This is a genomic window from Telluria sp. ZT3P26, assembly GCF_059686035.1.
The window spans coordinates 597,173-610,209 of sequence record NZ_JCASII010000003.1 but is presented as its reverse complement, the minus strand read 5'-3'; the positions used below and the strand labels follow the sequence as shown (position 1 = coordinate 610,209).

The 13,037-nt window shown below is 61.3% G+C and carries 10 protein-coding genes; 2 read left to right on the top strand and 8 right to left on the bottom strand.

Translation table 11 applies throughout. The annotated features are described in order from the left end of the window. The first annotated feature begins 66 nt into the window (after positions 1-66). A complete protein-coding gene (gene guaA / locus AC56LN_RS13375; RefSeq protein ID WP_499572380.1) occupies positions 67-1,677 on the top strand; it encodes a glutamine-hydrolyzing GMP synthase in 1,611 nt (536 codons plus the stop codon). A 176-nt stretch (positions 1,678-1,853) separates the two neighbouring features. On the opposite strand, the gene AC56LN_RS13370 is transcribed toward guaA, so the two are convergent. The 3 genes from AC56LN_RS13370 to AC56LN_RS13360 form a co-directional block, all read right to left on the bottom strand. Continuing rightward, a complete protein-coding gene (locus AC56LN_RS13370) occupies positions 1,854-2,516 on the bottom strand; it encodes an HD domain-containing protein (protein WP_499572378.1) in 663 nt (220 codons plus the stop codon). 80 nt (positions 2,517-2,596) lie between these two features. After that, entirely contained in the window at positions 2,597-3,568 is a 972-nt protein-coding gene (locus AC56LN_RS13365; protein WP_499572495.1) for an alpha/beta fold hydrolase, read from the bottom strand. Positions 3,569-3,675: 107 nt separating this feature from the next. Further along, positions 3,676-4,053, bottom strand: coding sequence for a VOC family protein (locus AC56LN_RS13360; RefSeq protein WP_499572376.1), 378 nt, complete (start codon positions 4,051-4,053; stop codon positions 3,676-3,678). 279 nt (positions 4,054-4,332) lie between these two features. Between AC56LN_RS13360 and AC56LN_RS13355 the strand changes: the two genes are divergently transcribed. After that, positions 4,333-4,734 carry a winged helix-turn-helix transcriptional regulator gene (locus AC56LN_RS13355; protein WP_499572374.1) on the top strand — a complete coding sequence of 134 codons (402 nt, stop codon included), beginning with the start codon at positions 4,333-4,335 and terminating at the stop codon, positions 4,732-4,734. Positions 4,735-5,216: 482 nt separating this feature from the next. Here AC56LN_RS13355 and proX read toward each other — a convergent pair whose 3' ends face one another. The 5 genes from proX to AC56LN_RS13330 all read right to left on the bottom strand — a co-directional run bounded on the left by proX (position 5,217) and on the right by AC56LN_RS13330 (position 12,774). Beyond that, positions 5,217-6,221, bottom strand: coding sequence for a glycine betaine/L-proline ABC transporter substrate-binding protein ProX (gene proX / locus AC56LN_RS13350; protein ID WP_499572494.1), 1,005 nt, complete (start codon positions 6,219-6,221; stop codon positions 5,217-5,219). A 57-nt stretch (positions 6,222-6,278) separates the two neighbouring features. After that, positions 6,279-7,331 carry a glycine betaine/L-proline ABC transporter permease ProW gene (gene proW, locus AC56LN_RS13345; protein WP_499572372.1) on the bottom strand — a complete coding sequence of 351 codons (1,053 nt, stop codon included), beginning with the start codon at positions 7,329-7,331 and terminating at the stop codon, positions 6,279-6,281. Further along, on the bottom strand, positions 7,328-8,563 hold the full coding sequence (proV, locus tag AC56LN_RS13340) for a glycine betaine/L-proline ABC transporter ATP-binding protein ProV (RefSeq protein ID WP_499572370.1): 1,236 nt from the start codon (positions 8,561-8,563) through the stop codon (positions 7,328-7,330). Before proV ends, proW begins: the two co-directional genes overlap by 4 nt. A 521-nt stretch (positions 8,564-9,084) precedes the next feature. Then, the gene (locus AC56LN_RS13335) at positions 9,085-10,752 is read right to left on the bottom strand and encodes a sodium:solute symporter family transporter (protein WP_499572368.1); all 1,668 of its coding nucleotides are present in this window, start codon (positions 10,750-10,752) and stop codon (positions 9,085-9,087) included. A gap of 21 nt (positions 10,753-10,773) precedes the next feature. Continuing rightward, positions 10,774-12,774 carry an NPCBM/NEW2 domain-containing protein gene (locus AC56LN_RS13330; protein ID WP_499572366.1) on the bottom strand — a complete coding sequence of 667 codons (2,001 nt, stop codon included), beginning with the start codon at positions 12,772-12,774 and terminating at the stop codon, positions 10,774-10,776. Positions 12,775-13,037 lie beyond the last annotated feature (263 nt).

Sequence of the window (13,037 nt, the reverse complement as noted above, 5' to 3'; positions counted from 1 at the left end):
GCTTTGTCTGAACGCGTGGACGGGAAACCCGTCCACCCTACCTAGATTCCTACTGACAGCTATCTCATGCACTCCAAAATCCTCATCCTCGATTTCGGTTCCCAGGTCACCCAGCTGATCGCCCGCCGCGTGCGCGATGCCGGCGTTTTCTCCGAAGTCTTCCCCTACGACGTCAGCGACGAGTTCGTCCGTAACTATGGCGCCTCGGGCATCATCCTGTCGGGCAGCCACAATTCGACGCTCGAAGGCGATTCGCCACGCGCGCCGCAAGCCGTGTTCGAAGCCGGCGTGCCCGTGCTGGGCATCTGCTACGGCATGCAGACCATGGCGGCCCAGCTGGGCGGCAAGGTCGAAAACGGCCTGAAGCGCGAATTCGGCTACGCCGAAGTGCGTGCCCGTGGCCATACGGCGCTGCTCAACGGCATCAACGACTTCGTCACCGACGAAGGCCACGGCATGCTGAAGGTCTGGATGAGCCACGGCGACAAGGTCCTGGACATGCCGGAAGGCTTCAAGCTGATGGGCTCGACCGACAGCTGCCCGATCGCCGCGATGGCCGACGAAGAGCGCCGTTTCTACGCACTGCAATTCCACCCGGAAGTGACGCACACGACGCAGGGCGAAGCCATCATCGGCCGCTTCGTGCACGAGATCTGCGGTTGCAAGTCGGACTGGAACATGCCGGACTACATCGGCGAAGCGGTGGAGAAGATCCGCGCACAGGTCGGCACCGATGACGTGATCCTCGGTCTGTCGGGTGGCGTCGACTCGAGCGTGGCTGCCGCGCTGATCCACCGCGCGATCGGCGACCAGCTGACCTGCGTGTTCGTCGATCACGGCCTGCTGCGCAAGGACGAAGGCAAGATGGTCATGGACATGTTCGCCAAGAACCTGGGCGTGAAAGTGATCCGTGTCGATGCCGAAGACCAGTTCATGGGGCACCTGGCCGGCGTGAACGATCCCGAGCAAAAGCGCAAGATCATCGGCCGCGAGTTCGTTGAAGTGTTCCAGGTCGAAGCGGGCAAGCTGACCAATGCCAAGTGGCTGGCACAGGGCACGATCTATCCGGACGTCATCGAGTCGGCTGGTAAAGGCAAGAAGGGCCAGACGATCAAGAGCCACCACAACGTGGGCGGCCTGCCAGAGACGCTGAACCTGCAACTGCTCGAGCCACTGCGCGAACTGTTCAAGGATGAAGTGCGCAAACTCGGCGTTGCGCTGGGTCTGCCGCATGACATGGTCTACCGTCACCCGTTCCCGGGTCCGGGCCTGGGCGTACGCATCCTCGGTGAAGTCAAGAAAGAGTTCGCTGACCTGCTGCGTGAAGCCGATGCGATCTTCATCGAAGAGCTGCGCAATACGCCGTTCGAAGTCCCGATGGTGCCGGGCATCGATGCCGGCAAGGCGCCGCTGAACTGGTATGAAGCGACCAGCCAGGCGTTTGCCGTGTTCCTGCCGGTGAAATCGGTGGGCGTGATGGGCGATGGCCGGACGTATGAATACGTGGTTGCGCTGCGCGCGGTGCAGACGCTGGACTTCATGACGGCGCAATGGGCGCATCTGCCGCATGCGTTGATGGGCAAGGTGTCGAATCGCATTATCAATGAGGTGCGCGGGATTAATCGCGTTGTCTATGATATTTCGGGGAAGCCGCCGGCGACGATTGAGTGGGAGTGAAGTTTTCTCAGGAAAACTCTGTGTTTGAAATTTGAAAAAGCTCGCTTCGGCGAGCTTTTTTCATGAATGAACTACGACAAAGAGGTCCCACTCGGCCTCAGCACGCCTTATGTCAATAGCCAGATCCGTGTCGCGATGCCAGGCTTGATGCGGACCGCGGAGTGCTGTCCATCTGCCTATTCCGCGTACGGACCGTTGAGGATACGGTCCACCCACGACGGCGCCTGGTACCCGGGGACATAGCGCTCACCGAAGTCGCGCATGAAGTTGTCATAGGTTGTTTCCGGCTTGTCCCTGGCCATCTGGCAGGCACAGGACATGAACTGGCGCACCATGTTCAGGCGTGGCACGGCCGCGACGATCGCGTCGATCTCGGCTTGCTCAAAACTGGCGTAGTCGGGGGTGCCGAAGTCGACGCCGATACCGCGCGCGCACAGGGCCACCTCGGTCTCTTTGAACAGGCTGATGGAAGGCGTGACGTGCAGGGCGACGCTATCCCATACGAGCTGTATGCGGCGTGCATCGAAGCCCAGGCGCCGTACGAAGTCGGCTGCAACTTCTGCGCCGTTGACTTCGAAGCGATGGGGGCCGTCGCCAAGCGGCGTGAGGCCGATGTCGTGCAGGATGGTCGAGACGGCCACGACCTCGGCATCGTAGGCGATTGCGTGCATGGCGGCGATGCGGGTGGCAAAGATCCACGAGCGTAGGACGTGGTTAAACAGATAGTCTGGCATGTGCGCGCGAGCATGATCGAAGGCGCGCACGATCAGCGGTGTCTCAGGAAGATCAGGAAATACGAGGCGCAGTTGTGCGTATTCAATCTGAGACAGGGTGAACAAAGTGAACTCCTTCGCCGACATCGATGGAATCGGAAACCAGGTCGATCAGGGATGCGAGATCGTCGCACCCCCGATCGCGATCAGGATTGGAAGAAAGCCAGCATATCGGCGTTGATCACATCCGCCTGCGTGGTTGCCATACCATGAGGAAAGCCCGGATAGGTTTTCAGCGTGGCATGTTTCAGCAACTTGACGGCGCGTCTGGCGGTGCCCGCGACCGGCGCGATCTGGTCGTCCTCGCCATGCAAGACCAGCACGGGGACCGTGATCTTTGGGAGGTCGGCCGTGAAATCGGTCTCCGAGAATGCGGTAATGCAGTCGTACTGCGCCTTGATGTCGCCGGCCATGCCCTGGCGCACCCAGTTGTCCGACACCCCCGTCAGCACCGTCGCACCCGGGCGGTTAAAACCGTAGAACGGACCACTCGAAAAATCCTTGTAGAACTGGGCACGGTTGCCGGCAACTGCCTTGCGTATGCCGTCGATCACTTCGGGCGGCACGCCGTCGGGATTGGCGCTGGTCTTCATCAGGATCGGTGTAATCGCGCCGATCAATACTGCCTTGGCAACGCGTCCGCCGCTGCCATACAGCGCGACATATCGGATCACTTCGCCGCCGCCGGTGGAATGGCCGACGTGGATCGCATTGCGCAGCCCCAGGTGTTCGGTAAGAGCGGCCACGTCGGCCGCATAGGTGTTCATGTCATTCCCGCTGGCGCTGGGGCTGGAACGGCCGTGCCCGCGACGGTCGTGCGCAATGACGCGGTAGCCTTTGGATGCGAAGAACATCATCTGGGCATCCCAGTCATCGCCGGACAGCGGCCAGCCGTGGTGGAACACGATCGGCTGGCCCGCGCCCCAATCCTTGTAAAAAATTTGGGTGCCATCCTTGGTGGTGATGATGTTATTTGTCACGGCTGGTTTCCCTTTGGCTGGTGTGGCGACTACGGCTTGGGCTGACCCGATCGCAGTGATTGAACCAGCAATCGCTGCAGCACTTCCCACGAGCAGATTGCGACGCAGGGGATTGCCAGGGACAGTAGATTGGGACATGTGTATCTTTCGTTGAGATATCAAAACCCCGAGGGGGGAACGATCGCCAGTTTCCAGCAGATGAAGGATGGGGCCATGGTCTGGCTGTCCGATCCTGTCAGGCACGATCAAGCCTTGTGCACCACTTCAAAATGGTAGCCATCGGGATCAATCACATCGGCGGCATAGTAGCCAGGATAAAACTCCAGCCTTGCGCGTGGTGAGATGCGATCCTTGGCACCGGCCGCCATCGCCGCTTCGTAGAAAGTGTCGACTTGCTGGTTGTCGCCAGCCTCGAAACCCCAGTGGATCGCCTCCGGAGAAGGTGATCCCTGTTTCAGCCAGAAGAACGCGCGCTTGCCATCGCCGAACCCCCACAGATCGGGGTTTCCGTTGTTGCCTTTGAATGGCATGAACATCGAGATGTTCAGCGGCGCCAGCGCCGCTTCGTAAAATGCCAACGACCGCTGGACATCGCTGACAGTCAAAATGAGGTGGTCGATCATTGCTTTTTCTCCGGTTACAAAAACGTCTATGTGTTTGGCCGGCACCGAGCATCTGGTTCCGGACGGTTGTTCGTTCAATGTCCACGGCTGCATCGCTCTCTGCCGATCCGATGGGAAAGGCGCCACGCTGCGCATATGGGTTTATTCGGCATAAATCGGATGCAAAAACTCGTGTTGCATTTAAAAATAGTTCCGCATCTCAGGTGTGCAAGAATATCGAGATTTGTAAGTCTTCGTAAGGAGGCACTTAATAGTCAGTCACTAACCTGGAGGTAAGTCTTGAGCCCGCGAGAAAAAAGAACGATGCCGCCTGATCCCACCGAACTCTGTAATAGCAAGGACCCGGGTGCCATTCGCGAAATATTGACCAAGGTGGGCGACAAATGGAGCATCTTCATTTTGCTTACCCTGGAGATGTTTCCTGATTGGCGCGCCCGCTTTTCCGTGATCGAGAAATGCATCCCCGGAATTTCGCAAAAGATGCTCACCGCAACGCTGCGCAACCTTGAGCGCGACGGCCTGATAGTGCGCGAGGTTTTTCCCGAGGTCCCGCCACGCGTTGAATACGAGCTCACTGACCTTGGCGAGAGCTTGCTCGATCCGTTGCAGAACCTTTTGCATTGGGTGAATGCGCACGCGGAACAGGTGAGGGCAGCTCAGAGCCAGTACGACGACCGATAGGGTTGCGAACGACGAGTCCAAACAACAAAGCCAGCCAGGCAATGCCGAACTGTTGAGCGCCAAGCAGCAGCGTGTCCGTCATTTGGTGCAGGAAGACCGGCAACTTCGTCGTGACGCAGACAGCTTAAAAAGGCATCGGCCTTGTTTGCCCGCCAGCGCAATTGAGCTAGTGGCCGATAGCAATGCATGAAACAGGCAGGGCGTCAGGAAGTTGAGCGTCGCGAAAAAAACAGCGAGATAGCCAGATAAAATGTAACTAACCAACATGGATGGTTAAGCGAACAGATGTTTCGACGCCAGCAATACCAGTGACTCATCCGTTAATCAACCGGGCTTGCAAGGATGGGGGGGGGGCTCGTCCATCACCCATCCCGGTTTTGATCACGGGCCTCTATCGACAGTGCAGCCGGGGCAAGACAGCAGCCGTCAGGCTGATCGCAATCAATGTATGCTGACGGCGCTGCACCTTGACTGCAGCAAGATCACCTCGTTACTGCCGCCCGCGCCTGCGCAATCCAGCCATCAAATTCCTTCTGATGGAACTTGATCCAGCCCGACACATGGCGCGCAATATCGGCCTGTGAGTTTTCGCCACTGCGCATGCGCGCATTCTGCGCATCGATATCGGCGATCGGCAGGCGCATCACCTGGAACAGCTTCACGGCTGCCGGGTTTTTCTCAGCCCAGGTACGGTTTACGACAAAGCGCGTCGTGTTGATGGCAAAGCCGTAGTCGCTGCCATCGGGCAGGCTTGTATCGGGCTTGCCCGGATACGCGGTCTTCGGCGCCTGCAGCCACACGACATCCTTGCCCGGAATCAGGACGCCATTGACCCAGTAGGGTGTCCAGGCGTAATACAGGATCGGGGCGCCGCGCTTGAAGCGGCCGATGGTGTCGGCGATCAATGCGGAGTAATTACCCTGCACGTGCGTGACCGTGCCGCGCAGCTTGAAGCCGTCCATGTGCTGCTCGATCATCGCTTCGCAGCCCCAGCCCGGATTGCAACCGGCCATGTCTGCCTTGCCATCGCCATCGTTGTCAAACAGCTTGGCCAGGCGTGGCTCGCGCAACTGGCCGATATTCGTGATGCCGTACTTGTCGGCGGTGGCCTTGTCGATCAGGTAGCCCTGGGCGGCCGGCCCGGCGTACTCGCCCATGCGCAGCAGTTTGGCGTCGCCGCCCGCGTTGTCATAGAAATCCTTGTGCAAGGGATCCCAGTGCACCGCCAGGAACGTGGCGTCGCCATTGGCAATGGCGATGTGGGCCGTTGGGTATTCCACTTCCTTGATCGGTTGCGGTGCGTAGCCCAGCGCTGCCAGAGCACGGTCGACCAGCATGGTCTGGAACGTCTCTTCGGCAACCGGGCTTTGCAGCGCTTGCACCTTGATCCCCTTGCCGGGAAGGGCGTCCGCCGGGGTTTGCGCCATGGCCAGGTGGGTAGTCAGCGCCAGTGCGCCAAGCGCGATGGTGGCGATCCAGCGAAACATGCGTCGTGACTGGTGTTTGATCGTAAATTTTTTCATGCGATGCATTCGTGTTCCTTTTTATGATTGTGGCTTGCCGCGCGTCAGGCGCAGGATGAGGCCGGCCGGGCCAGTCTGGTACCAGTGGCGTACGCCACGACGCGGCTGTCCCATCGATTGCGTCAGGCGGTCCAGCGTGATTGCCAGCAGCACGATGCCCAGGCCACCCACGGTTGCGAGACCCATGTCCAGGCGGCCGATGCCGCGCAAGACCATCTGGCCCAGGCCGCCGACGGCGATCATCGAGGCGATCACGACCATCGACAGCGACAGCATCAGCGACTGGTTGATGCCAGCCATGATCGATGGCATCGCCAGCGGAAACTGGACGCGGGTCAGTAACTGCCATGGCGAGGCGCCATAGGCGCGCGCCGCCTCGATCAGGTCGGGCCGCACCTGGCGGATACCGAGATTGGTCAGGCGCACCAGCGGTGGCAGGGCAAAGATGATCGTCACGATCACGCCCGGCGCATTACCGATACCAAACAGCATCACCACCGGCACCAGGTAGACGAAGGCCGGCGTGGTCTGCATGGCGTCGAGCAGCGGTCGCAAGAGGTTCTGGGCGCGGTCGCTGCTGGCCAGGAAAATCCCCAGTGGCAGGCCGATCACCATGCAGAACGCGAGCGACGTCAGCACCAGCGACAGCGTGATCATGGCGTCAGACCAGATGCCCAGCATCGACACGATCAATAGCGCCACCACGGTGCCGATGGCGAGCGTGCGGGTAGTGAATTGCCAGGCCAGCACGCCGATAACGGCGATCACTGCGAGCGCTGGCGCAGCCAGCAGCAGCGCGCTGACGGCGTCGAGCGTGGCGTCGATGGGCGCGCGCACGATCTGGAAGAATGGCCGGAAGTGTTCAACCACCCAGCCCAGCGCGTCGTTGATCCCGGACTGGAGCGGCAGCGAGCCGTCCAGCAGGTCGGACAGCCCGACGCTGGCCTGATCGGGCGATGCGGCTGGTGCGGCGTCGAGCCAGGAAGTATCGCGCGGCGGGGTCGGCAGCCATGGATTGATCTGCGCAGCTTGTGGGGCGACGGCTTGGGTCGCTTTGGCGGTGCCGGAATTCATGCTTGTCCTTTCGGGGTGTGTGGTGCGGCGATGGGCGGCGTGTCGCGGTCAAGGAACTTCAGCAGGGTGGTCTTGCTGATGGCGCCGCGGTATTTGCCATCGTTCGTCACGACGGGCACGCCATAGGGCATCTGCGCGACCTGGCCGAACAGGCCGGCCACCGGTTCGTCGGCATCGATGGTGGTGACATCGGGCAGGTAGGCATGCGCCAGGCCCAGCGGGCCGACGTGGCCGTCGAGCGCGCTGCGCAGCGAGTCGGCCGAGACCACGCCCAGGAATTTCTGCTGCGGGTCGACGACGTAGGCATAGGCCCGATCCTGTTCTTCCAGCATCGACAGCGCTGCGCGCGAACCGCGCGCTGGCGACTCCGACACCACGATCTGGCTTTTACGGGCGATATCGCCGGCCTTGAACACGGCCGCCGCATCGACGCCGCGCACGAAGTTGCGCACGTAGTCGTTGGCAGGCTGGCGCAGGATGTCTTCGGGCGTGCCGACCTGCACGACATGGCCGTCCTTCATGATGGCGACCCGGTCGCCGATGCGCATCGCTTCGTCGAGATCGTGCGAGATGAACACGATGGTGCGGCGCTTGATCTGCTGCAGGCGCAGCAGCTCGGATTGCATCTCGGTGCGCATGATCGGGTCGAGCGCCGAGAACGCCTCGTCCATCAGCAGGATGGCGGGATCGCATGCCAGCGCGCGGGCCAGGCCCACGCGCTGCTGCATGCCGCCCGATAATTCGTCCGGATAGCTGGCGCCGTACCCGGCCAGGCCCACCTGGTCCAGTGCCTGCAAGGCCAGCGCATGGCGCTCGGCCTTCGGCGTGCCGGCCAGCTCCATGCCGAACGCAGTGTTGTCGAGCACGGTAAGTTGCGGCAGCAGCGCGAACGACTGGAACACCATGCTGATGTCCTTGCGGCGCAGCGCGCGCAGCTGGGCATCGGGCAGGGTGTTGATGTCGTTGCCGTCGATCAGGATGCGACCGGCGGTCGGTTCGATCAGGCGATTGAGCATCCGCACCATGGTCGATTTGCCCGACCCGGACAAGCCCATGATGACGAAAATTTCGCCGGCTTCGATCGTGAAGCTGGCGTCGAACACGCCGATGGTGCAGGCGGTCTGCGCCAGGATATCCTGCTTGCTGGCGCCCTGGCGAACCAGGTCCAGGGCGGCTTCCGGTTGATCGCCGAAGACTTTGAAGACCTGGTCGATGATGATTTGTTTTGCCACGGTGTGGTTCCCCCTCGATCTGTCTAATGAAATGAAATCGCCGCCGGCAACGAGGCCCGCGGCGGAGATCGCGACATGGTGGTGAAGCAGACAGCGGTGCCTGGCTTGTCGACGCGGCGACAATGCCAAAGGCGTAACGGCGCTCGCGAGTTGCGCAGTGCGTGCCGGGTGCTGTGTGCGTGTTATTGACGCTGAGTAGCGTTCAGCCGCGATGCAGCGAACGTTGCTTGATGCGGGCGGTTGGCCCAGGGTTCGGTCCCCATGCACGGCATGGAAAACGATCGATAGCAGATGTGCTACCGTGGGTTTTGTTGTAAAAGGGCAGCAATTATAGCAGCAATCATGTCAAACGACAATTGCTTTTTGCGGTAAAACATGATTGCTGGAGCAGCATCAAGCCGGGGCACAAGCCGGGGTCAGGTCTGACATTCGGACACGGACCCAGCTGTGAACACGAGCGCGCTGCCGATCTCGTTCCCTTCGAACGACAAATCGAACCGGCGCGACGACGGTCCTTCAAACTACCAGCCTCCGTAAATCGCCACCAGCACGATAAAAATAACCACCGACCCAACCGCAAAGCCGCGATCCACGCGGAACATCGACCGGTCGATCACCATCCGCTTGTGGCTGCCGTCGCGCTGCGCTGTCGTGCTCAACAAAACCATACCAATCACCACCATGACAAACACGATCAGCATCCGGTCAAGGAACGGGATCTCATATACACCGGCGCCGTTATTGACCGCAAATCCGATCGGCGCCAGAAACCCCAGATCCATCACCATTGGCAAGAACTTGAGAAACACCGAAAACACCAGCCCGCCAATCGTGGCAAACATGGCCGCCGCAGCGGTGGTCTTGCGCCAGTAAAAGCCCAGCAAAAACATCGCCAGGATGCCGGGCGACACAAAGCCGGTGTATTCCTGGATGTACTGGAAGCCACCTTTCTTGTCGATCCCCAGCAAGGGCGCGAGCAGCACGGCAATGGCCATCGCCGCCACCACCGAAATCCGGCCGATCCAGACCATGCGCTGCTCGCTGGCCCCGCGGTTGACGTGCTTGTTGTAGACGTCGAGCGTGAAGATCGTCGCCACGCTATTGGCCTTGCCGGCCAGCGACGCAACGACCGCCGCAACGAGCGCGGCGAACGCAAGCCCCTTGAGCCCGGCCGGCAGCAACGCCAGCAGGGTAGGGTAGGCGCGGTCCGGATTGAGTTCGCCGCCCGGCCGCATCGCGTCGCCAAGCGTGCCCGACTTGTCGAGCGCATAGGCGGCGATGCCGGGCAAGACCACGATGACCGGCATCAGCAGCTTGAGAAAGGCCGCGAACAGCAGGCCCTTGCGCGCCGTGTGCAGGTTGGCGCCCAGTGCGCGCTGGACGATGTACTGGTTGCAGCCCCAATAGTTGAGGTTCACGATCAGCATCCCGCCGATGATGGTCGACATGCCGGGCAGATCCATGTAGTTGGGATCGTCGCGCGTGAGCACCATATTGAAATGCTCACCGGCGCGCAGGTACAGCTCGCTCAGGCCACGCACCGCACCCTGGCCACCGGCCAGCGCCGCCACCAGGTCGAGCGCGATCCAGGTCGTGACCAGCCCGCCGATCACCAGGCACAGCACCTGGATCACGTCGGTATAGCCGATCACCTTCATGCCGCCCAGCGTGATCACGGTGGCAAACACGGCCAGGAACAGCATGCAGGCCAGCACGTTCAGCCCGGCGATACTGCTGATCGCCAGCGCGCCCAGGTACAGGATGGCGGTAAGGTTGACCACCACGTACAGCCCGAGCCAGAACACGGCCATCGTTGCCGCCACCGCCGGGCCGTAGCGCTGCTCCAGAAATTGCGGCATCGTATAGATGCGGTTCTTCAGGTAGATCGGCATGAAGAACACGGCGACGATGACCAGGGTCGCTGCGGCCATCAGCTCGTACACGGCAATCGCCATGCCGATGCGAAAGCCCGCTCCGCTCATGCCGATGAACTGCTCGGCCGAGATGTTTGATGCGATCAGCGAGGCGCCGATGGCCCACCACGTGAGCGAGCCTTCGGCCAGGAAGAAGTCGTGGGTGGCCTTGCCCGATGAGCGTTTCTTGCTCCAGTAGATCCAGATGCCGTAGGCCGAAATGGCGACGAAGTAGATGAGGAAGACGAGGGTGTCGAGGCCGGTGAATGAGGTCATGGTGGTGTCGTGTCCCTGCACTCAGATGCGGTCGCTGCTAGAGGTTCGCGGACCCGCCACAGCAGCAGCCGCCTGCGTCAGCTGCACATTCCCCCAGGTCGCAACGACAGGCACGGCGTTGCCGGTCCTGGCATCCCGCACCACCAGTTCAATGACCTTCATGCCGCGCACATCGGCCGTCAATGCCTGAGCCTTCGATCCGAACCGGGCCGGCGCGCTTTGTGCCAGCAGTTTGCCATCGCCATACACGTAAAAGCGCACCAGCTCCCTGGTGTTGTCCGTCGAATCGTCCACGCCAACCGATGCGGTCAAGCGCGCGTAGCCAGCATCGTTCTTCACCTGAAGACGCGAATTGGACAGCACGCCGAGCCCCGACGTGAACACCTGACCGGCCACCTGCAGGCTCTGGCCGAATGGTGTTGCATCCGGCTGCGCGCCGCCCCAGCCCGCATACTGGGGCCGCGAGCCGCCGGAGCGGGTGCTGGACCACGGGTCGATCATGCGATGGACGGTCGGATCGAGTTGCGGCTGGCGGGTCCCGTCGACGGCGACATTGATGGCCCCCGGAATCTCCGACAGATACACACCGTGTTCCAGCTGGCGCTTGCCGTGCGCTTCGAACACGAGCGTCTCGTGCGGCGCGAGCGTGAAGGCCTTCTCGCCGGTGAAGGTCAAGGTTTCCTTCGTCCACAGGTTGCGCAGCGTGACCGGTGCGCCATCCGCCAGTTTCAGGTGCATCGCCAGCAGCGTCACCGGTGCCGGCGCCGCGCCGCGGTTGAACAATGCCACCGCCTTGCGCTGCCCGTCACCCAGCGTCTTGACGATGATCTGCGCATCGTCGGAATCGTAGGCGACGATGCCCTGGTGGCCGGCCTTGTCCTGGTTCAGGCGAATCACGTCCGCATTGCCGAGGACGGCCAGCAGCGACGCCGGACCATGCTGCAAGTCATAGCTGATCAGCAGCGGCGCATTGATCATCGCCCACAGCGAAAAATGCGAGCGCACTTCGACCGGGTTGCTGGCATCGAATTGGCCATGGCCGATGTGCAGGATATCCGGATCGTTCCAGTGGCCGGGGCCGGCGTACAGCGCGCGTTTGGCCGCGCTGTCGAAGTTGTGCAGCATGCTGGTCCAGCTCGGCGTGATGTCGGCGCTGGTGCGCCACAGGTTGCCGACATCCTTGCCCCAGCTGCGCACGTTCGCCATGCCCCAGGCGCAGATCGACATCACATAATCGCCCAGTGGGCGCGCCGTCTTGATGGCCGCGGCAACGGTCTCGTAGCGGGCACGCACGGCGCCGATCTCCGTGCGGTTGATCGACCCGCGTTCGATCAGCGGCGCCATGCCGCGGTAGCTCTGCTTCTTGACCAGGTCCGAGCCCGGTATGAAGTCGGCCAGTCCGCAGGCGTCGATCTTCAGATAATCGAAACCCCATTCCTTGAAATACAGGTTGATGTCCTGCGTGACGTGGCCGTCCAGGCCCACTTCGCGTTCGGCCGTCGTGCCCTGGGGCAGATTGGGCGAATGCAGGTCGTAGGCTTGCGAGCAGGCGTTGCGCCCGACGTCCGTGTAGATGCCCGCCTTGAAGCCCATTGCGTGCAATTTGTCGGTGAACGGCTTGAAGCTGGTGCCGTCCGGCCCGCCGGTGGCGGCAGACGGAAAAATGCCGGTACGGATCTGCAGGCGGCTATCGCTGGTGCGGCGTTTCATCCACCAGCCATCGTCGAGGATGACATGGTTGTACCCGAGCTTCGCCAGGCCGCTGTCGGCCAGCACCTGCGCCGCGCCCATGACCTTTGCCTCGTCGACTTCCGTGCGAAACGCATTCCAGCTGTTCCAGCCCATCGGGGGCGTGCTGGCGCTGCCACTTGTGTTGCCCTCCCAACGGCCTGCCGGGGCCAGGGGATCGTCCGGCGAAGTGGCATGCACCTGCGTCATCGTCAGGCTCAAGGCAGCAGCCACACTGCCGCAGACAACGATCCAGGGTTTGGTTTCACGTGGCTTGTGCCAAAGGTGGTTCATGCAAATCTCCTGACGATGAATTTGTCTGCGGGCGGGAAAAGGGCGGGCGGTATATGCATCCGTCGTCCTGATGGTAATCGAAAGTATTCGAAAATAAAAGGCGCGATTTCGTTGACCAAAACACGCGAAAGCGAAAATATTTGGAAAGACTTTGCTTTTCGTTTGGCACTTCTTTACTATCGCATGGGTGGCAACGAAAACGTTTGAAACTAACGCACCTGGCGGAGAGGATTCGGATGAAAAGCACAACGAGCGATGGCGTC

Bases quoted from the DNA above. Each gene is read 5' to 3' on its own strand.
- guaA (WP_499572380.1), top strand. From the start codon at position 67: ATGCACTCCAAAATCCTCATCCTCGATTTCGGTTCCCAGGTCACCCAG.
- AC56LN_RS13365 (WP_499572495.1), bottom strand. From the start codon at position 3,568: ATGTCCCAATCTACTGTCCCTGGCAATCCCCTGCGTCGCAATCTGCTC.
- AC56LN_RS13360 (WP_499572376.1), bottom strand. From the start codon at position 4,053: ATGATCGACCACCTCATTTTGACTGTCAGCGATGTCCAGCGGTCGTTG.
- proX (WP_499572494.1), bottom strand. From the start codon at position 6,221: ATGTTTCGCTGGATCGCCACCATCGCGCTTGGCGCACTGGCGCTGACT.
- proW (WP_499572372.1), bottom strand. From the start codon at position 7,331: ATGAATTCCGGCACCGCCAAAGCGACCCAAGCCGTCGCCCCACAAGCT.
- AC56LN_RS13335 (WP_499572368.1), bottom strand. From the start codon at position 10,752: ATGACCTCATTCACCGGCCTCGACACCCTCGTCTTCCTCATCTACTTC.
- AC56LN_RS13330 (WP_499572366.1), bottom strand. From the start codon at position 12,774: ATGAACCACCTTTGGCACAAGCCACGTGAAACCAAACCCTGGATCGTT.